16 protein-coding genes and 1 riboswitch are annotated in these 19,581 nt (G+C 72.4%); of the genes, 5 read left to right on the top strand and 11 right to left on the bottom strand.

What is annotated here, in order from left to right; genetic code table 11:
* Positions 1-26 precede the first annotated feature (26 nt).
* Positions 27-758 (top strand): GNAT family N-acetyltransferase, encoded by a 732-nt coding sequence (locus tag MKD51_RS15940; protein ID WP_240241472.1) that lies wholly within the window; start codon positions 27-29, stop codon positions 756-758.
* Positions 759-770: 12 nt separating this feature from the next.
* Here the strand turns inward: MKD51_RS15940 and MKD51_RS15935 are convergent, their stop codons facing one another.
* The 4 genes from MKD51_RS15935 to MKD51_RS16410 all read right to left on the bottom strand — a co-directional run bounded on the left by MKD51_RS15935 (position 771) and on the right by MKD51_RS16410 (position 5,752).
* A complete protein-coding gene (locus tag MKD51_RS15935) occupies positions 771-1,901 on the bottom strand; it encodes an amidohydrolase family protein (protein ID WP_240241471.1) in 1,131 nt (376 codons plus the stop codon).
* A gap of 70 nt (positions 1,902-1,971) precedes the next feature.
* Positions 1,972-4,497, bottom strand: a complete 2,526-nt coding sequence (locus MKD51_RS15930) for an ExeM/NucH family extracellular endonuclease (protein ID WP_240241470.1) — start codon at positions 4,495-4,497, stop codon at positions 1,972-1,974.
* 100 nt (positions 4,498-4,597) lie between these two features.
* On the bottom strand, positions 4,598-5,446 hold the full coding sequence (gene purU / locus MKD51_RS15925; RefSeq protein ID WP_240241469.1) for a formyltetrahydrofolate deformylase: 849 nt from the start codon (positions 5,444-5,446) through the stop codon (positions 4,598-4,600).
* Between the two features lie 27 nt (positions 5,447-5,473).
* A complete protein-coding gene (locus MKD51_RS16410; RefSeq protein ID WP_346986737.1) occupies positions 5,474-5,752 on the bottom strand; it encodes a DivIVA domain-containing protein in 279 nt (92 codons plus the stop codon).
* A 49-nt stretch (positions 5,753-5,801) separates the two neighbouring features.
* Here MKD51_RS16410 and MKD51_RS15910 point away from each other — a divergent pair, with 49 nt between their 5' ends.
* A complete protein-coding gene (locus tag MKD51_RS15910) occupies positions 5,802-7,016 on the top strand; it encodes an MFS transporter (protein WP_240241468.1) in 1,215 nt (404 codons plus the stop codon).
* A gap of 47 nt (positions 7,017-7,063) precedes the next feature.
* Here MKD51_RS15910 and MKD51_RS15905 read toward each other — a convergent pair whose 3' ends face one another.
* Both MKD51_RS15905 and MKD51_RS15900 read right to left on the bottom strand, forming a co-directional pair.
* Positions 7,064-8,197: an AI-2E family transporter gene (locus MKD51_RS15905; RefSeq protein WP_240241467.1), complete on the bottom strand. Its 1,134-nt coding sequence runs from the start codon at positions 8,195-8,197 to the stop codon at positions 7,064-7,066.
* Between the two features lie 71 nt (positions 8,198-8,268).
* Positions 8,269-9,165, bottom strand: coding sequence for a LysR substrate-binding domain-containing protein (locus MKD51_RS15900; protein WP_240241466.1), 897 nt, complete (start codon positions 9,163-9,165; stop codon positions 8,269-8,271).
* A 180-nt stretch (positions 9,166-9,345) separates the two neighbouring features.
* Here MKD51_RS15900 and MKD51_RS15895 point away from each other — a divergent pair, with 180 nt between their 5' ends.
* On the top strand, positions 9,346-12,873 hold the full coding sequence (locus MKD51_RS15895; RefSeq protein ID WP_240241465.1) for a bifunctional proline dehydrogenase/L-glutamate gamma-semialdehyde dehydrogenase: 3,528 nt from the start codon (positions 9,346-9,348) through the stop codon (positions 12,871-12,873).
* A gap of 349 nt (positions 12,874-13,222) precedes the next feature.
* Here the strand turns inward: MKD51_RS15895 and MKD51_RS15890 are convergent, their stop codons facing one another.
* Positions 13,223-13,738 carry a DinB family protein gene (locus MKD51_RS15890; protein WP_240241464.1) on the bottom strand — a complete coding sequence of 172 codons (516 nt, stop codon included), beginning with the start codon at positions 13,736-13,738 and terminating at the stop codon, positions 13,223-13,225.
* A gap of 50 nt (positions 13,739-13,788) precedes the next feature.
* Positions 13,789-13,866: riboswitch (ZMP/ZTP riboswitch) on the top strand.
* 39 nt (positions 13,867-13,905) lie between these two features.
* Between MKD51_RS15890 and glyA the strand changes: the two genes are divergently transcribed.
* Both glyA and MKD51_RS15880 read left to right on the top strand, forming a co-directional pair.
* On the top strand, positions 13,906-15,252 hold the full coding sequence (glyA, locus tag MKD51_RS15885) for a serine hydroxymethyltransferase (RefSeq protein ID WP_240241463.1): 1,347 nt from the start codon (positions 13,906-13,908) through the stop codon (positions 15,250-15,252).
* The gene (locus tag MKD51_RS15880; RefSeq protein ID WP_240241462.1) at positions 15,249-16,136 is read left to right on the top strand and encodes a bifunctional methylenetetrahydrofolate dehydrogenase/methenyltetrahydrofolate cyclohydrolase; all 888 of its coding nucleotides are present in this window, start codon (positions 15,249-15,251) and stop codon (positions 16,134-16,136) included. The genes glyA and MKD51_RS15880 overlap by 4 nt, the downstream gene beginning before the upstream one ends.
* A 132-nt stretch (positions 16,137-16,268) precedes the next feature.
* Here the strand turns inward: MKD51_RS15880 and MKD51_RS15875 are convergent, their stop codons facing one another.
* Genes MKD51_RS15875 through MKD51_RS15860 form a run of 4 tightly spaced genes read right to left on the bottom strand, consistent with a single transcriptional unit; the run spans position 16,269 to position 19,541 of the window.
* Positions 16,269-16,763, bottom strand: coding sequence for an SRPBCC domain-containing protein (locus MKD51_RS15875; RefSeq protein WP_240241461.1), 495 nt, complete (start codon positions 16,761-16,763; stop codon positions 16,269-16,271).
* Between the two features lie 38 nt (positions 16,764-16,801).
* Positions 16,802-17,830, bottom strand: a complete 1,029-nt coding sequence (locus MKD51_RS15870) for a D-alanine--D-alanine ligase (protein WP_240241460.1) — start codon at positions 17,828-17,830, stop codon at positions 16,802-16,804.
* Positions 17,827-18,939 (bottom strand): alanine racemase, encoded by a 1,113-nt coding sequence (alr, locus tag MKD51_RS15865; RefSeq protein WP_240241459.1) that lies wholly within the window; start codon positions 18,937-18,939, stop codon positions 17,827-17,829. Before alr ends, MKD51_RS15870 begins: the two co-directional genes overlap by 4 nt.
* Positions 18,936-19,541, bottom strand: a complete 606-nt coding sequence (locus tag MKD51_RS15860) for a M15 family metallopeptidase (protein ID WP_240241458.1) — start codon at positions 19,539-19,541, stop codon at positions 18,936-18,938. Before MKD51_RS15860 ends, alr begins: the two co-directional genes overlap by 4 nt.
* Positions 19,542-19,581: the final 40 nt, after the last annotated feature.

Genomic DNA, 19,581 nt, shown 5'->3' with positions numbered 1-19,581 from the left:
CGCAGCAACCCGGATCGGAAGCCTCCATGCACTCCAGCACTGTCACTGAGCACTGGCTCCCGCACCTGCCCGCAGCGGCGGCACCGCGCGCGAGCGGCACGCTCCGAGTCGTGGTCGACGATGCGCTGTCGCACGAGCGCCGACTGTCGGTGCTCGAGCCCGTTGACGGCGCAGGGGTCGTCGCGCTGACCACCGAGATGGCTGCCGCGCTGGATCTCGCCGACGGAAGCGAGCTCGACCGCCCTGCGCTCGCGGCGGCGCTCGCCGGCGCAACGGTGCGGCTGCACGGCGCGGACCACCTCTTCTTCCTCCCGGCGGAGGAGCACGAACCGCTGCTGCGGGAATCCGTGCCCCCGCACATCCGCCAGCTCACCGAGGGCGACGCCGAGGCATTCGCTGCCTTCGAGGGCGAGGCGAGCGAGGGTGACCTCGACGACGCCTACGTCGAGCTCGACCACTGGCTCGTGTTCGGCGCCTTCGTCGGCGACGAGCTCGCGTGCGCGGCGAGCATGTACCCGTGGGCGGGCAGCGCGCTCGCAGACCTGGGCGTGCTCACACTGCCGCGGTTCCGCGGGCAGGGGATCGCGCGGCAGACGGTGCGCGCGATGAGCGCGCATGCGCTGGGCCTCGGCTACGAGCCGCAGTATCGCTGCCAGCTCGACAACCTCGCCTCCGTGGCGCTCGCGCAGTCGGCAGGGCTCACGCGGCTCGGCAGCTGGGATGTCGTCGCGGAGGAGGACGCCGAGGTGGCCGACTGACGCCTCAGGGCGTCAGTGCTGCAGGCCGTCGCGCCACACGGCGACCGGCTCGAGCCGCTGGTCGAGCGCCACGAGATCGGCCCGTGCACCCAGCTGGATGCGCCCGAGATCGGGGCGCGCCACCGCATCCGCCGGTGCCCTGGTGGCGGCGTCGAGCGCGGCCTCCAGCGGCACGCCCGCCGCGACCAGCACGCGGATGGCGCGGTCGAGGGTGAGGGTGGAGCCGGCGATCGCGCCGCCATCGGCCAGGCGCGGGAGGCCCTGCTCGACGCGCACGTCGAGCGAGCCGATGCGGTAGTCGCCATCGGCCATGCCGGCGGCAGCCATGGCGTCGGTGACGAGGGCGATGCGGCCGGGCGCCGCCTGCAGCAGCAGCGCGAGCATCTCGGGCGCCACGTGCTCGCCGTCGGCGATCGCCTCGAGCGTCACCCGCTCGTCGAGCAGCGCGGCCGCGAGCGGGCCGGGCGCGCGGTGGTGCATCGGGGGCATGCCGTTGCACGCGTGGGTCAGCACCGTGGCACCGGCGTCGAAGGCGGCGCGCACCGTCGCGGCATCGGCGCCGGTGTGCCCGACCGCGACGAGCACGCCGGCATCCGTGAAGCTGCCGATCGCGTCGAGGGCGCCGGGCTGCTCGGGCGCGATGGTGATCTGGAGGATGCGGCCGTCGCCCGCCTCGAGCAGTCGCTCGACGGCATCCGGCGTCGGTGCCTGCAGTGCGCTCGCGTCATGCGCGCCGCGGTGGCTGTCGGCCAGGAAGGGGCCCTCGAGGTGCACGCCCAGCAGCGCGTCGTCGACGGCGCACCTGGCTGCGGCCGCGGCGACGCGCGGCAGCAGCTGCTCGAGCGGCGCGGTCACGAGCGAGACCACCTGCCGCGTCGACCCGTGCGCGGTGCGGAAGGCGCCGACGCGATCCCACTCGGGCGACTCGTCGTCGAAGGCGGAGCCCAGCGCGCCGTGGCAGTGCAGGTCGACGAAGCCGGGCACGAGCGTGGCGCCCGTCAGCGACAGGTCGGGGGTGCCCGGCGGCGTGCCTTGGCCGACCGCGGTGATGATGCCGCCCTCGGTCTGCAGCCAGGCATCCGGCACCAGCACGCCCTCGACGAACGCGCGATCGGCGGTCAGCAGCAGGCTCGTCTCGACCATGCCGCCAGCCTAGACGGCGGGCGGGGCCCGGCCAGTTGGCCGAGCCCCGCCCGATGCTGCTCCGGTGGTGTCAGCGCCGCTTGCCGGGCTTGTCTCCGCCGTTGCCGTTGCCGTTCCCGTTCCCGTTCCCGTTCCCGTTCCCGCCGCCGTTGCCGTTGCAGAAGCCCTGGCCCGGGTGGTCGTCGCCGTGCACCGGGTGGTCGTCGCCGAACACCGGGTGGCCGCAGCCGGGCTGCGCAGTCTCGAACGCGATGCCGATCACGACCGCGTCGTGGTCGCTCGCACGGTAGGCGTCGGGCGCCCACAGCGCATCCTGCGCATCCTGCTTGAACTCCATCGTGTAGTCGATGAGGCTCGCCTCGTCGGAGTTCGCGTGCCAGGCGGCAGCGCCCACGACGTGCGGCAGCATCTCGGCGTCGGCGAGGCCGTAGTCGAGGTAGCCGAGCTGTCCGTCGAAGACGTAGGTGTACGCCTCCTCGCCCTGGTGCAGTTTGAGCAGGTCGCTCCAGCCCGCGGCCTCGAGGGTCGTGATGGGATCCTCGTGGTCGTAGGCGTTCAGGTCGCCGATGATGAGCGAGCCATCGGTCTCGACGCCCGTCGGGTCGGTCGCGAGCCAGTCGGCGAGTGCCGCTGCGGCCTGCGTGCGCACTTCGTTGCAGTTGCCCTGCTCGGGCTCACCGGAGTCGCCCTCGCATGCCGAGCCCTTCGACTTCAGGTGGTTGACGGCGACCGTGAGGGAGCCGCCGGTCGCGAGGTCGCGGAACGACTGCGCGAGCGCAGGCCGGTTCGCGCTGGTGTCGAAGCGCGGGTCGACCGAGGAGTCGAGCACGGCGTGCGCGCCCTCCGGCGACACGAGCGCCGGCTGGTAGATGAGCGCCGTCGTGATCTCGTCGGTGCCGATCGTGCCGGTGTCGATGCCGGCCCAGCGCTGGTCGCCGGCCGCCTCGTTGAGCGCTGCCACGAGCGTGTCGAGCGCGGCGCCGTCGTTGTTCTCGATCTCGAGCAGTCCGACGACGGCCGAGTCGAGCTCGTTGATGGCGGTGACGATCTTCGCCTCCTGGCGTTCGAGCTCCGCGGGCGTCTGCGCGCCGCGGCTGCCGAGCGTGGTGAAGTAGTTCAGCACGTTGAACGAGGCGACCTCGAGCGTGGCGCCCTCGATCTCCGGCGCAGCCTGGCGCTCGTTCACGGCCGCGTACGCGCCGGCCTCGGTGGGCTGGATCGCCCAGGTGTCGAAGCGCCAGTCGAGCACGCCCGTGATGCCGGTGATGGTGTCGCCGCCGCGGAAGGTGTTCTGCAGCGTGAACTCGGCGAGGTTGCCAGGGTGGATGGCGGGGTCGGGGTTCTGCGAGGAGCGCGCGTCGTCGATCGTGATGCGGCCGGCGGCGTTCGCCTCGCGCACTGCTGCAGCCTCGGCCGAGCCGGGCGCTGCGACGGCAGTCGGCTGCATCTGTCGCTCGGTGCCGACGACCACCTGGCCGTAGCGGCCGTAGTTGAAGTACTCGAGGATCGAGAGCGACTGCGGCAGCGTCACGAGCATGTTCTCGAACGGCTCGTGGTCGGCGATGGGCAGGCTCACCTCGACCGGCGCGGGCAGTGCACCCTCGCCGCAGTCGGCGACCGCGCCGTTCGCGATCTGCGTCATGCCGTAGTGCTCGCTGGGCGTGCCGGTGACCTGCACGAGATCGCCCTCGGCGACGTCGACGGCGTTCGGCGCGTAGACGAACAGGCCGTCGCTCGTGGCAGGGTCGCCGTCGCCCGCGTCCTGCAGCGTGAAGCCGTCGAATCCGCCGGTCTGGAAGTCGCCGGTGACGACGCCCTCGACGGTGACGGGCGTGCTGATCGGGGTCGCGTCCCCGTTGCCCTGGACGGCGCCGATCAGCGTGATGCCCTCGGCGATGCACTCGGTCTCGGTGGGCGGCTCCTCCTCGCCGTCGTCCTCGAAGACGCGGTTGGCCTCGCCCGGGGTGTTCCACGCCTCGCCGGCTGCGGGACTGCCGCCGCGAACGCCGGCGCCGTTGAAGGCGTTGCGCACCCAGTCGGCGGGCGCGTCGGTGTCGGCGCCATCCGGCAGCCGGCTCGCGCCGCCCACCGTGCGGGTGTCGCCGTCGAAGTCGGGCTCGAGGACGGTGCCGTAGCCGAGGTCGCCGGTGTCGCCGTCGGTCACGCCGACCGCGTCGACGAGCGTGAAGGCGACGCCGACGTCGATCGTGCCGTCGCGGTCGGCGTCGACGACCTGGCCGTTTGTCGCCGTGCCCTCGACCAGCAGGATCGAGGCCGAGCCGTTCTGGATGCCGTTGAGCGGGTAGCGCAGCACGCCGCGGCCGCCCGCGTCGAGCGCGGGGGCCGCGTCGACGCGGATGATCCGGCCCTGATTGGTGTTGCTGTCGCCCTCGACGATCACGATGCTGTGACCGCTCAGATCATCGCCGGGCGAGCCGAGCAGCTCGACGAACTCGACGTCGGTGTCGGTGCCATCGACGTCGGCCGAGAACTCGTTGATCACGGGGTGCTCGGCGGCCATGGCCGGGGAGGCGATGATGCCCGTCAGGGCGAGCGCGGCGACCGTCGAGGTGCCGAGCAGGGTGCGTGCGCGCATGGATTCCACTCCGTTGGGGTGCAGGGACGAGCCACACGCTAGCCCTCGCAGGCGACGGCACGCCGCAGCACGGGTGAACTGCCGGTGAACCCGGCGTCGCTCAGCGGAAGATGATGGTGCGCTGGCCGTCGAGCAGCACGCGATCCTCGGCGATCCACTGCACGGCGCGCGAGAGCGTGCGCGACTCCTCGTCCTGACCGATCGCGACGAGCTGCGCGGGGGAGTGCGCGTGGTCGACGCGCACGACGTTCTGCTCGATGATCGGGCCCTCGTCGAGATCGCTCGTGACGAAGTGCGCGGTGGCGCCGATGAGCTTCACGCCGCGCGCATGCGCCTGGCGGTAGGGGTTGGCGCCCTTGAACCCGGGGAGGAAGGAGTGGTGGATGTTGATGAGGCGGCCCTCGAGCGCCGCGCAGAGCTCCGGCGACAGGATCTGCATGTAGCGCGCGAGCACCACGAGCTCGATGCCCTCGGCCTCGACCACCTCGAGGACGCGACGCTCGAACGCGGCCTTCGTGGCCGCATCCGTGACCTGCAGGTGCTCGAAGGGCACGTCGTAGAAGGCGGCGAGCGAGCCGAGCTCCGGATGGTTCGACATGACGAGCGGGATGTCGACCGAGAGCTGGCCGGCGCGCTGGCGGAAGAGCATGTCGTTGAGGCAGTGCGCGGCCTTCGACACCAGCACCAGGGCCTTGAGCGGGCGGCCCACGTCATCGAGCTGCCACTGCATGGCGTACCGCTCGACGATCGGCGCCAGCCGGGCCTCGAAGTCGCCCCGCTCGGCGTCAGCCTCGACCTGCAGCCGCATGAAGAAGCGGTCGGTGTCCGCGGAGGAGAACTGCTGCGACTCGGTGATGTTGCCGCCGCAGTCGACGATCGCGCCCGAGATCGCGTGCACGATGCCCGGTCGATCGTCGCAGACGAACGACAGGATCCAGTGGTTGCTCACCCGGTCGAGTCTAGATCGCCACGGAGTTCAGCTCCGCGCTTCGTGGGCGCGCAGGGCGGCGGCGGCCTCGTCGAGGAAGTCGTCGACCTCGCTGATCGCGTAGCCGTCGCGGAATCGCGTGGTGGTGAACTGCGCCCCACCGATGTCGTCGGCGAGCAGATTGATCGCCGCCGCGTCACCCTCGAGGTGCCCGCGCAGCGTGACCGTGATCTCGTCGAGGTAGGCGTCGACCTCGTCCTGGTCGTAGCCCTGGCCGAAGCGCGTGGTGGTGAACCGCCTGTGCACGACGTCATCCGGAGTCAGCATGGCTCGATCCTAGGGCGGCGACCGCCCGGACTAGGCTCATCTGCGCACCATGTCAGAGCCCACCGCATCCCCCGAACCCGCCACGAAGCCCTTCCCGATGGCGGCGCTGCTCGTGCTCGCGCTCTCGATCTTCGTCAACATCTCGATCGAGATGCTGCCGATGGGCCTCGTGCTGCCGATGAGCCGCGACCTCGGCGTCTCGGAGAGCGCGATCGGCCTGCTCGTGTCGGTCTTCGCCTTCACCGTCGTCGCGTCGTCGACCACGCTCATCCGCCTCACCCGTCGGCTGCCGAGGCACGCGCTCGTGATCGGCGTGCTGCTGATCTTCACCGCCTCGTGCCTGGCGACGGCGATCGTGCCCACCTATGAGTGGATCATCGCGATGCGCATCATCGGCGGGCTCGCGCACGGCGTCTTCTGGACGGTGGTGGGCGCCTACGCCGCCTACCTCGTGCCGCCGGCGCAGCTGGGACGCGCGGTCGCCATCACGAGCGCAGGCGGCTCGCTCGCCTTCGTGCTTGGCCTGCCGCTGGCGACGCTGCTCGGCCAGGCCGTCGGCTGGCGCTGGGCCTTCGCCGTGTTCGGCGTCGCCTGCCTGCTCGCGGCCATCGCCGTCTGGCGGGTGCTGCCGGCCGTCGACCACCTGAAGGATGTCGCCACGACCGAGACGGGGTCGCTCGCGCTGCCCGTCGATCACCCGCGCGTGTCCATGAGCGGCATGGTGGTCGCGGTCATCTCGACCACCCTGGCGATGACCGGTCAGTACGCCTTCTACACGTTCATCTCGCCGTTCCTCGTGCAGCATGCGCAGCTGCCGGAGGAGTGGCTCAGCCCCGCACTGCTCGCCTACGGGGTGATGGGCGCCATCGCCGTGCTCGCGCTCACCATCTGGCTCGGCGGGCGCCCGCTCGCGGGCGTGGTCGCCTGCATGATCGTGATGCTGCTGACGATGCTGGTGCTCGCGGTGTCGACGGTGCTGCCGTTGACGTTCGCGGCCGTGCTGGTGTGGGGCCTCGCGATGGGCGCGCTGCCGCCGCTGCTGCAGACGCGGCTGCTCGAGGCGACGCCAGAGCGACTGCTGCAGCCGGCCATGGCCTGGTACACGACGGGCTTCAACACCGGCATCGGCGGCGGCGCGCTGCTGGGTGCCATCGCCTTCGACACGCTCGGCCCAGGCTCGCTGCCCTGGGTGCTCTTCGCGGGCATCGCGATCAGCCTCGTGCTCATCGCGCTCAGTCGCGTCCGCAGGCCCGCGGCCGCCTGATCGAGGCTGCGGCTGCAGCTGCAGCTGCAGTTGCAGAGATCGATCGGCTACGCGATCTCCGGCCGCTTCTGCCGGAACATGCGGGCCGGCCGGTCGTCGCCATCCCACACCTGCGTGATGCCCCACGCCACCGCGGCGATCGGCACCGAGAGCACCGCGCCGACGATGCCGCCGAGCACGGTGCCCACGGTCAGGGCGATGAGGATGACGAGGGCGTGCAGCTTGAGCGAGCGGCCCATGACCACCGGTTGCAGGAAGTTGCCCTCGAGCTGATTCACGACGATGACGGCGCCCAGGACGATCAGCGCAGAGATCCAGTCGTTGGCGACGAGCGCGACGAGCGTCGCGAGTGCTCCGGCGACGGTGGCGCCGACCAGCGGGATGAACGCGAGCAGGAACACGAGCACGGCGAGCGGCAGCGCGAGCGGCACCTGCATGATCCAGAGCACGACGCCGATGCCGACGGCATCCACGAACGCGACGGTGGCGGTGCCGCGCACGTACCCGCCGAGCGTCTCGACGGTCTTGCCGCCGATGCGCTTGGCGCGCGCGTAGGGCTCGCCCTCGAAGGGGCGCAGCAGGAACTCCCAGATGCGAGGTCCGTCCTTGAGGAAGAAGAACAGCACGACGACCATCAGCACGAGCCCCGTGACGAAGCTCGCGGCGGCGCTCACGCCCGCCAGCGCACCGGAGCCGAACTGCGCGCTCGTCAGGAACTCGACCACGGCGTCGCGCGCTCCGGTGATCTGGTCGTCCGTTGGGGCGAACGGCAGAGTCGTGACCCATTCGACGACCCGGTCGAATCCCTCGCTCGCTTGATCGACGAGCTCGCCGAACTGATCGCGCACCGCGTTGACGATGAGCCACACGACACCACCGAGCACGACCACGATCGCCAGCAGCGCGAGGACGGTCGCGAGCACCGACGGCACGCCCCGGCGACGCATCCACCCCATCACGGGCGCGAAGGCGGCCGCGAGGATGAGCGCGAGCATCACGGGGATGATGACGACGGTGAGCTGCGTCATCGCGAAGACCATGCCGGCGACGACGATGAGCACCAGGATGATCTGCAGCGCGCGCGTCGCGAGCCGGCCGAACGTGTCGGCCCACAGCGACCAGGGGGCGCGGAGGGGTCGCTCAGCGATCTCGATCGGTCGCTTGGGTGTGAACAGGCCCATGGGTCTCCCTCGGGTGTGAGCCTCCACGCTAGCGAGCCTCGGCTGCGAGCACCGACGGCTCGCGCGTCTCGCTACCCGCCGGAGACCACGGCGGGTACCGCCCCACGCAGCGCCTCGCGTACGGCGGCGATGGCCGGGGAGCCGCTCGAGGCGGCGCGGGCCGCGGTGAACACCTCGCGCCGGGGTGCCCCGGGCAGCGGCAGCGCCCGGAAGCGCACCTCCGTGTCGACCCAGGTGAGGTCGTTCATGATGCCGACCGCGTGGCCGGTCTCGATGAGCCGCATCTGCGCCTGCAGGTCGGCGGTCGCGAATCGCACATCGGGCTCGAAGCCCGCCACCCTGCACTGCTGCTCGCCGAAGTGCCGCGACGCCGCGCCCTGCGGCTCCATCACCCACGGGTGCGCCGCGGCGTCGGTCAGCGACCCGATCTCGCTGCCGGGCGGCACCGCGAGCCGCAGCGCATCCGTCATGAGCACCTCGCGGTCGAGCCCCAGATGCTGCGGCGCCGCGTGCCCCGGGTACTGCTCGGCGACGACGAGATCGAAGTCGCCCACGTGGGTGTCATAGAGCGCCGTCTCGGGCTCGCGCTGCACCATCTCGACGCGCACCTCGGGCGCGGTGTCGGCGAGGATGCGCAGCATCGCGGGCACGAGCGAGAGGGCAGCGGACTGGAAGACGGCGACGCGCACGGTGCCGATCGGCCGGTCGAGGGATGCCGCGACGGCGCGCTCAGCCGTCTCGAGCTGGGCGAGGATGTGCTCCGCGTGCTGGGCGAGCAGCTCACCCTGCGGGGTGAGGGCGAGGCGGCGGCCCTGCTTGCGGGTGAGCGGCACGCCCACCTCGCGCTCGAGCGCCGTGAGCTGCTGCGAGACGGCGCTCGGCGCGTAGGCGAGCGCGGCTGCGACGGCTGCGATCGTGCCGCGCAGGCGCAGCTCGCGGAGCAGTCGCAGGCGGCGGACGTCGAGCACGGGCGACCTCCCTCAAAGCATCAGTCAAAGCGATGCAAAATCATCGCCAACCGTCACTGTACCTGAACGATGCGGAGCGGCAGACTGGCCGCGACGCGCATGTCAGCGCGACCCGGACACCACCGCGACCGGACACCCGTGCACCTCTCCGAGGGCGCACCAGCGAGAGAGGGCAGCCGCATGGGCGCAGCCGCCACCGAGAAGCACGTCGAGCCGAAGCACGCGCAGCAGGACAGCGCCGCCGAGGTCTCGCAGGCCGAGCTCCAGGAGCTGCAGGCGCTCGCGCCGCAGATCGTCGAGCAGGTGCGCACCTGGCTCGAGCAGGCGGAGCAGATCCCCTCCGACTCCAGCGCCGAGCAGCTCGCCGGTGTGCTGCGCGACCCCAAGGGCCTCGACTTCGCAGTGTCGTTCGTCGACGGCGTCGTGCGCCCTGAGGACGTGCACGTGGCCGCCCGCACGCTGCGCTCCATCGCCGGCGACGCGCCCTCGTTCCTGCCCTGGCCGATGCGCCAGGCGCTCAAGCTCGGCGGCGGCGTCGCCCCGCTCGCCCCGCAGATCGTCGTGCCGATCGCGCGCCGGGTGCTGCGCGAGATGGTCGGGCACCTCATCATCGACGCGACCGACGCCCGACTGGGTGCCGCGATCAAGCGCATCCGCGCCACCGGGGCACGGCTGAACGTCAACCTGCTCGGCGAGGCCGTGCTGGGCGATCGCGAGGCCAAGCGCCGCCTCGACGGCACCATGGCGCTCATCGAGCGCGACGACGTCGACTACGTTTCGATCAAGGTCTCCGCCACCACGGCTCCCCACCAGGCGTGGGCCTTCGACGCCGCGGTCGGGCACGTGATCGAGCGGCTGCTGCCGCTCTACCGGCGCGCGGCCGAGACGAACACCTTCATCAACCTCGACATGGAGGAGTACAAGGATCTCGAGATGACCATGGCGGTCTTCACGCGGATCCTGGAGACGCCCGGCCTCGAGCAGTACCGCGGCGGCATCGTGCTGCAGGCCTACCTGCCGGACGCGCTGCCGGCGATGCAGCGGCTGCAGGCCTGGGCTGCCGAGCGCCGTGCCAAGGGCGGTGCGAGCGTGAAGGTGCGCCTCGTGAAGGGCGCGAACCTGCCGATGGAGCGCGTCGAGGCGTCGATCCATGACTGGCCGCTCGCCACCTGGCACACGAAGCAGGACAGCGACACCCACTACAAGCGCGTGCTCACCTGGGCGCTCACCCCCGAGCGCATCGGCAACGTCGAGCTCGGCGTCGCAGGTCACAACCTCTTCGACGTCGCCTTCGCGTGGCTGCTGGGCAAGCAGCGCGGCATCACCACCGGCCTCGAGTTCGAGATGCTGCTGGGCATGGCGCAGGGCCAGGCAGAGGTCGTGCGCCGCGACGTCGGCGGCCTGCTGCTCTACACGCCGGTCGTGCACCCCGCCGAGTTCGACGTGGCGATCGCGTACCTGATCCGCCGCCTCGAGGAGGGCGCCAGTCGCGAGAACTTCATGTCGGCCGTCTTCGAGCTCGCCAGCTCGCAGCCGCTCTTCGATCGCGAGCACGATCGCTTCCTCGCCTCGCTCGACGGCCTCGCCGCGGAGGCGCCCGGCACGCACCGGGTGCAGAACCGGGCGGATGCGGTCACACCCGTCACGGACGACGGCTTCCGCAACGCCCCCGACACCGACCCCTCGCTGCCCGCCAACCAGGCCTGGGCCGCGGGCATCCGCGAGCGCTCGAAGGCATCGCGCCTCGGCGTCGACGCCGTCGAGGCGGCCACGCTCCGCGACGCTGCGGCGCTCGACGCAGTCATCGAGACCGGCATCGCCGCCAACGAGTCGTGGCGCAGTCTCTCGGGCGACGCGCGCGCCGAGATCCTGCACCGCGTCGGGCACGAGCTCGAGGTGCGACGCGCCGAGCTCATGGAGGTCGCCGCGAGCGAGGCGGGCAAGACCCTCGACCAATCCGACCCCGAGGTCTCCGAGGCGATCGACTTCGCCCACTACTACGCAGAGCGCGCTCGCGACCTCGAGCAGGTCGACGGCGCCACTGCGGTGCCCTCGCGACTGATCGCGGTGACGCCTCCGTGGAACTTCCCGATCGCCATCCCGGCAGGCTCGACCCTCGCAGCCCTCGCCTCCGGCGCATCCGTCATCATCAAGCCCGCCCGCGCCACCGCGCGCACCGGCGCCACGATGGTCGAGGCGCTCTGGGCCGCCGGCGTGCCGAAGGACGTGCTGCAGCTCGTGCAGCTGGGCGAGCGCTCGCTCGGCGACCAGCTGATCGGCGACCAGCGCATCGATCGCGTCATCCTCACCGGCGGCTTCGAGACCGCCCAGGCCTTCCGGCGCATCCGCCCCGACCTCAGCCTGCTGGCCGAGACGAGCGGCAAGAACGCCATCATCGTGACGCCCAGCGCCGACTTCGACCTTGCCGCGAAGGACATCGTGGCGAGCGCCTTCGGCCACGCTGGCCAGAAGTGCTCTGCGGCGTCGCTCGCGATCCTGGTCGGCCAGGCCGGCAGCTCGAAGCGCCTCCACAACCAGCTCGTCGACGGCGTGCGCTCGCTCGAGGTGGGCTACCCGTGGGATGCCACGAGCCAGATGGGCCCGGTCGTCGCGCCCGCGGAGGGCAAGCTGCTCGACGGCCTCACCAGGCTCGGCGCGGGGGAGCAGTGGGTCGTGGAGCCCAAGCAGCTCGACGACGAGGGCAAGCTGTGGAGCCCCGGCCTGCGCGCCGGCGTGCAGCGCGGCAGCGAGTTCCACCTGACCGAGTACTTCGGGCCGATCCTCGGCATCATGCGGGTCGACACCCTCGAGGAGGCCATCGCGCTCGTGAACGAGGTCGACTACGGCCTCACCTCGGGCATCCACTCGCTCGACCCGGCAGAGATCGGCACCTGGCTCGACACGATCGAGGCCGGCAACCTCTACGTCAACCGCGGCATCACCGGCGCCATCGTGCAGCGCCAGCCCTTCGGTGGCTGGAAGCGCTCGGTCGTCGGCCCCACCACGAAGGCGGGCGGCCCGAGCTACCTCATGCCGCTGGTCGACTGGCGCACGGCCGAGGCGCGAGAGCTCGCCCCGATCGCGCTGCCGTCGGTGCAGGTGCTCGTCGACGCCGTCTCGGTGCTGGCGAAGTCGGCGGATGCGTCGGTCACGGCGAGCGAGGCCGTCGCGCTGCGTCGCGCGGCCGGCTCCGACCAGCACGTCTGGGCAACCGAGCTGGGCGTCGCGCGCGACGTGCAGCAGCTGCTGGCCGAGCGCGACATCCTGCGGCATCTGCCGATGCCGGGCGTCGTGATCCGGCTCGCGGAGGGTGGTCGCATCGTGCAGCTGGCCCGCGCGGTCGCCGCCGCGCTGCGGGCAGGCGCCTCGGTGCGCGTGTCGACCGCGATCGAGCCCGCACCCGCCGTGCGCGCTGCGCTCGCGGCCGCGGGCGTGCCGGTGGAGGTGCAGGGCGACGCCGCGTTCCGGGCCGCGGCCGCGCGCCTCGCGCTGGGACGCATCCGCTACCTCGCCGCCGAGGAGGCCGTCGCCGAGGGCGTGCGTGCGCTGGCGGAGGCGGTCGACGGCCGCCCCGACCTGGCGATCGTGTCGCACGCGATCACCGAGGCCGGCCGTGTCGAGATGCTGCCGTTCCTGCGCGAGCAGGCGGTCGCGATCACGGCGCACCGCTTCGGCACGCCGAACCAGCTGACGGACGCGCTGATCTAGCAAGTCCCGCGGCCGGTGCAGGCGCCGCGTCGGCTCGTGCGGGCGTGGCGGCTCGATCCGCGGGCCGCTGCCGCCGTGCGTGCTGGTGCGCAGGTCTGTTCCGCTGTGCCGTGCCCCTTCGCGGACCTGCTCCGCTGTGTCGTGCCCCTTCGCGGACCCGTTCCGCCGTGCGTGCCGCTTCGCGGACCCGTTCCACCGAACTGGACCTGGTGCACCGGGTCCAGTTCGGTAGAAAGGGTCGCCGGGATGGGCCGGGTCGGGCCGGCGGGGGATGCGGTTAGTTCCGGTGCGGTCCGGTGCGGTGCGGTGCGGTGCGCTCGGGTGCGGGGGCGACTCGTCTGCGCCCGGCTCAGAGCACCAGGTGCTGGCGCCCGTCGATCAGCTCGCGCGCCGCGTCGAGATGCCCGGCGTGCGTCGCGGCGTCGAGGATGACGTGCACCAGCACCGCCTCGAGATCCGCGAAGACGCCCGCCGGCCAGTCCTCCTCCGGGCGGCGCGGCGCGGCATCGAGCTGCAGGCCGGCGAGGATCTCGTCGGAGTGCGCGATCGCGTCCCGGTACTCCTGCATCACGGCCGCGGTGGATGCATCCGCCCCGACCCGCCAGTCGGCGGGCCTGCCGCCGTCTGCCGCCGGATCGTCGGCCGGCCAGTAGTCGAGCGGCTCGCCCGCCATCACGGTGTGGAACCAGTAGCGCTCGAGCCCGAGCGTGAGGTGGCGGACGAGCCCGAGCAGCGACCAGCCGGAGGGCAGCGGCGCCGCGCGCAGCTGCGCGTCGCTGAGGCCGTCGAGCGCCTGCAGCACGTGTCGACGCTGCCGGTCGAGCGCGCCGAGGAGCAGGGAGCGGGTGCGGTCGTCATCGGGCATGCACCGATCCAAGCACCCATCCGCATCCGCCATCGCGCCCGGGATACGATGGCAGCGGCCGTGACTGGCGCACAGGTGGAGCACCACCGGGGAGCGGCCAGCACCCGCCGCGCGCCTGGGCACACCCATCCAGTGACGCGCGCCAGCGCACCAGCGAAGGAGCACCCGTGACCGACCGCCTGCCCAGCACGTTCAACTCGCCCCTCGCCGAGGTCGATCCCGAGATCGCCGAGGCCCTGCAGCTGGAGCTCGACCGCCAGCGCGACTACCTCGAGATGATCGCGAGCGAGAACTTCGTGCCCGTCGCCGTGCTCGAGGCAGCCGGCAGCGTGCTGACGAACAAGTACGCCGAGGGCTACCCCGGCCGCCGCTACTACGGCGGCTGCGAGTTCGTCGACATCGCCGAGACCCTCGCGATCGAGCGCGCCAAGGCGCTCTTCGGCGCCGAGTTCGCCAACGTGCAGCCCCACTCGGGCGCCACCGCCAACGCCGCCGTGCTGCACGCCATCGCGCGCCCCGGCGACACGATCCTCGGCCTCTCGCTCGACCACGGCGGCCACCTCACGCACGGCATGAAGATCAACTTCTCCGGCCGGCTCTACGACATCGTCGCCTACGGCGTCGACGAGGAGTCCAGCCGCGTCGACATGGACGAGGTGCGCCGCCTCGCCATCGAGCACAAGCCCAAGGTGATCATCGCCGGCTGGTCGGCCTACCCGCGCCAGCTCGACTTCGCCGCCTTCCGCGCGATCGCCGACGAGGTCGGCGCGCTGCTGTGGGTCGACATGGCGCACTTCGCCGGCCTCGTGGCGGCGGGCCTGCACCCGAGCCCGGTGCCGCACGCGCACGTCGTCTCCTCCACCGTGCACAAGACCATCGGCGGGCCTCGCTCGGGCTTCATCCTGACGAACGACGCCGACATCGCCAAGAAGCTCAACTCGGCGGTCTTCCCGGGCCAGCAGGGCGGCCCGCTCATGCACGTGATCGCCGCGAAGGCCACCGCGTTCAAGCTCGCCGGCACCGAGGAGTTCAAGGAGCGCCAGGAGCGCACGCTGCGCGGCGCGCACATCCTCGCCGAGCGCCTCATGCAGCAGGACGTGGCGGATGCGGGCATCACGGTGCGCTCCAACGGCACCGACGTGCACCTCGTGCTCGTCGACCTGCGCGACGCCGCCGTCGACGGCAAGCAGGCCGAGGATCTCCTGCACGAGATCCGCATCACGGTCAACCGCAACGCGGTGCCCAACGACCCGCGCCCGCCGATGGTCACGAGCGGCCTCCGTATCGGCACGCCGGCGCTCGCGACCCGCGGCTTCGGCGACGAGGAGTTCACCGAGGTCGCCGACGTGATCGCGCTCGCGCTGCTGCCGGGCGCAGACACGGATGCGCTGCGCGCCCGGGTGGCGAAGCTCGCCGAGGCGTTCCCGCTCTACCCGGGCGTGGGCCCCTCCGGTCAGCCGGTGTCGGTGCACGAGCTCGGCTCCAGCGTCGACGCGGGCGGCGCCGACCGATGACGGCGCGGCTCCTCGACGGCAACGCCACGGCCGCCGCCATCAAGCTGGAGCTCAAGGAGCGGGTGGATGCGCTCAGGGGCGAGGGCGTGACGCCCGGCCTCGGCACGCTGCTGGTGGGCGACGACCCCGCGAGCCAGTCCTACGTCAAGGGCAAGCACCGCGACTGCGCAGAGGTGGGCATCACCTCGATCCGCGTCGACCTGCCCTCGAACGCCTCGACCGCCGACGTGCGGAAGGCGATCGAGGATCTCAACTCGGCGCGCGAGGTGACGGGCTACATCATCCAGCTGCCGCTGCCGCCCGGGCACGACGAGCACGCGATGCTCGAGCTGATGGATCCCGACAAGGATGCCGACGGCCTGCACCCGACCAACCTCGGCAGGCTCGTGCTGGGCGTCGACGGCCCCATCGACTCGCCGCTGCCCTGCACACCGGCCGGCATCGTGCAGATGCTGCGCCGGCACGACATCCCGATCGCCGGAGCGATGGTCGCGGTCGTCGGCCGCGGGCTCACGGTCGGTCGGCCGCTCGGCCTGCTGCTGACCCGCAAGGGCATCGACGCGACCGTCACCCTCTGCCACTCGCGCACGCCGGATCTCGCGGCGCAGGTGCGCGAGGCCGACATCGTGGTCGCGGCCGTCGGCGTGCCGGGGCTCATCAAGCCCGACTGGGTCAAGCCCGGTGCCGCGGTGCTCGACGTGGGCATCACGCGCGGGCTCTCCGCCGAGACCGGCAAGGTGAAGCTGCTGGGCGATGTCGACCCGGGCGTCAAGGAGGTCGCAGCGTGGGTGTCGCCGGTGCCCGGCGGCGTCGGCCCGATGACCCGCGTGATGCTGCTCGACAACGTGGTGCAGATGGCGGAGGCGGCGGTGCGCTCGCGCTGATGGGGTGACTTCGCAGGTCGAGGAGCGCGCGTGCGGAGCACGCACGCGTCACGAGACCGGTTCGCTGGCGCCTGCGGTCTCGTGACGGCTGCAGGTCTGCGACCTGCGGCCTCCTCGACCTGCGGCAGCTGCTCAGCCGGCGTAGGCGTCGCGCAGCGCCGGGTAGTACTCGCCCCACATGGGCATCGGCTGCCCGGCGATCGCGGCCACCAGCCGGTCGAGGTACCACTCCCAGCCCGCCGCGACATCGGGGAGCATGGCCAGCGGCAGCTCGTGCTGCGTGAAGCGGATGAGCGAGCCGGTGCCGGGCTCCTGCCCGCCGTCCACCAGCTCGACCTCGAGGCTCCAGCTGCCCGACTCATCCGTCGTCTGCACCACCAGGTGCTCCGGGGCGGTGCAGTCGAGGATCTCGACGGCGCTCGTCGCGTCGCCCTCCTCGGCGGTCATGGCCAGCACGACCTCGCCGGAGTCCGGGTCGCCCACATAGGTGGCGAACCAGATGCCGAGCTCGCGAGACTCCGACAGGAACGGCCAGACGGCGATCGCGTCCGCCTGCACGCTGCGCTCCAGGGTCAGCTCGCACGTCTCGCCGTGCTCGGTGACGGTGCCTGTCCGTTCGATCGCCATGTCGGTCTCCTCCCGGTGGGGCCGAGCCTACGCATCCGTCACCCTGCCCCGCCAGGGGTGGGCGTCGCCGGCGCGCAGCGGCGATCGCGCACGGGCACCGCGGCGGCGTCGACCAGTCGGGCCAGCAGCTCGTCGTAGGGCACGCCCGCCGCGGCGAACATCCTCGGCACCTGCGATGCCGCGGTCATGCCGGGCATCGTGTTGATCTCGTTGAGCACCGGCCCGTCGTCGGTGAGGAAGAAGTCGACGCGAGCGACGCCTGCGCAGTCGAGCGCGTCGAACATCCGCAGTGCGGCCTCGGTGACGGCGGCGCGCTCCGTCTCGCTGACGACCGCCGGCACGCTGAACCTGGCGGAGCCGTCGTACTTCGTCGCCGTGTCGAAGAGCCCATCCGCGTGGATCTCGAGCGGCGGTGCCGCCCATCGGCTGCCGTCGGCCTCGCGCAGCACCGCGACGTCGATCTCGCGCCCGACGACGGGCTGCTCGAGCAGGATCCGGTCGTCGTGCAGCGCCGCAGCGCGCAGCGCGGCATCGAGCCCGATCGCATCGCGCACCAGCGCGACGCCGTGGCTGGAGCCGCCGCCGACCGGCTTGACGACCGCGTCGCCGTCGAAGGCGACCGCCGCGAGCGCTCGCGCATGCACCAGCCGCCCGGGCGCGGTTCGGATCCCGACCGCCTCGGCGACCAGCTTGGTCGCCCACTTGTCCATGCCGATGGCGCCCGCGCGCACCCCGGAGCCCACGATCGGCGTGTGCGCCAGCGCGCAGAGCGCAGCCAGTGTGCCGTCCTCGCCGAGGGCGCCGTGCACCGCCGGGAACACGACATCGGCGCGCGCGATCGCCGGCAGCGCCGCGGCGAGCGTGTCGACCACGCGACCGCCGGGCGCGGTGTCATCGCGCTCCGCGTCGCCGCGCTGCCAGCGCCCGTCGCGGCCGATGGTGATGGACTCGACCGCGTAGCCGCGGCGGCGTAGTGCGGCCTCGACCGAGGCGGCGCTCTCGAGCGAGACCTCGTGCTCGGCGCTCTGCCCGCCGCCGATCACCAGGATCTGGGTGGGGGTGGTCATGCGGTGGTCCTCCTGACGCGCGGCCCGATGCCGGTGACGACGGTGTGGGGGATGGTGCCGGCCCAGTCGGCCCATTCATGGATGCTGGGGGCCGGGTCGTCGGGCCCGAACACGGTGGCGAGGGTGCCGAGCGGCATCCGCTCGCCTCCCGTGTCGATCACGATCTGATCCATCGAGACGCGCCCGACGATCGGGCAGCGCAGGCCGCGGACCTCGACCGACGCGGCCGCGTGCAGCGTGCGGGGGATGCCGTCGGCATAGCCGAGCGGCACGACGCTCAGATGGGTGGCGGTGCGGGTCACGGTGCTGCCGCCGTAGCCGACCGGTGTGTCCGCGGCGACGAGCGCGCTGTGCACGATGGGCGCGGTGAGCCGCGATGCGCCGTGCAGCGCGGTGGTGCCCGACGGGTCGATGCCGACCAGCCCGGCGCCGAAGCGCACCATGTCGAAGTGCGTGGCGGGGTCGCTCAGCGCAGCAGCGGTCGCCGCCAGGTGCGTGATCGGGTCGCCGAGGCCCGCCTCGAGCAGCTCGAGCCTGGCCCGCCGCATCCGCTGCACCGCCGCGGCGTTCGCCGCCGGCTCCGCGCGGTCGGCCTTCGCGAGGTGTCCCATCAGGCCGGTCACGCGCAGTCGGCCGCCCGCCTGAGCCCGCTGAGCGCGCAGCAGCAGCTCGGCCCACGCGGGCTCCGCGCATCCCTCCCTCGCCATGCCGGTGTCGAGGTGCAGGTGCACGCGCAGCCCGCGGGCGCGATGCGCGAGCAGCGCCTCGAGCGCCTCGACGGAGCCGACCGCCACGTCGATGCGCTCGGCGGCGGCCGCGGAGCCGTCCATGCCGTCAGCGTGCAGCCACGTCAGGATCGGCACCGTGATGCCGGCACGGCGCAGTTGCAGCGCATCCGTCATCGAGGTGGTGCCGAGCCAGGCGGCCCCCGCGGCGACCGCGGCGTGCGCGACCGCGACCGCGCCGTGCCCGTAGCCGTCGGCCTTGACGACCGCCATGATGCGAGCACGCGTGCGGGCTCGGGCGACGCCCACGTTCGCCGCGATGCCCGACGCGATGGTCTCGAGTGTCGGCGGCTGCACCCTGGCGGGCGCGGCGACGGCGCTCACCGCAGCCTCGGGTCGACGGTGGGATCGGCGTAGGGGAGCGGGCAGCCATCATCGACAGCCGCCGGCAGCAGCTCGAAGTGCCAGGGCTCGTTGTCGTACGTGCGGCAGAGACCGTGCACGCCGCCGTGCTCGGCGAGCCAACCAGCGGCCGCGGGCGGGCCGACATCGACGGCGTCGCCGGAGACGTGGGCAGACGACTCCGGCGTGGCGACCCAACGGGAGGCCTCGTCGATCGAGCCGTGCTCGGCCACCGCATCGACCAGCAGCTGCTGCTGATAGTCGGCAGAGCGCCAGCCGCTGTTGACCGTGAGCTCGACGCCAACGGCCTCGGCATCCATCGTCGCCGCCTGGATCGCCCGCAGCAGCGCCGCGTCGAGGTTCGCGATGCCGGGCAGCTCGTCGTCGAAGGCGCCGGTGCCCGCTGGCAGGGTGCCGTCGGCGGCGGTCAGCGCGCCGCCGGTGCCGTCGAGCGGATCGCCGTGCGCCGTCGCGGTCAGCCACGGTCCGGAGAAGGTCGCCACCAGTGCTGCGGCGGCGACGGCGACCACGGCGAGACCCGCGAGCACTCGGCCGCGCCCGGTTCGAGCAGATGTGCTGTGCATGCATGCCAGCCAACGCGCTCGGGTGTTGCACGCCCGTATG

This window comes from Agrococcus sp. ARC_14 (genome assembly GCF_022436485.1).
In the GTDB taxonomy this organism is placed as follows: Bacteria; Actinomycetota; Actinomycetes; order Actinomycetales; family Microbacteriaceae; genus Agrococcus.
The sequence above is the reverse complement of the archived record's forward strand: the minus strand, read 5'-3'. Positions and strand labels throughout refer to the sequence as shown.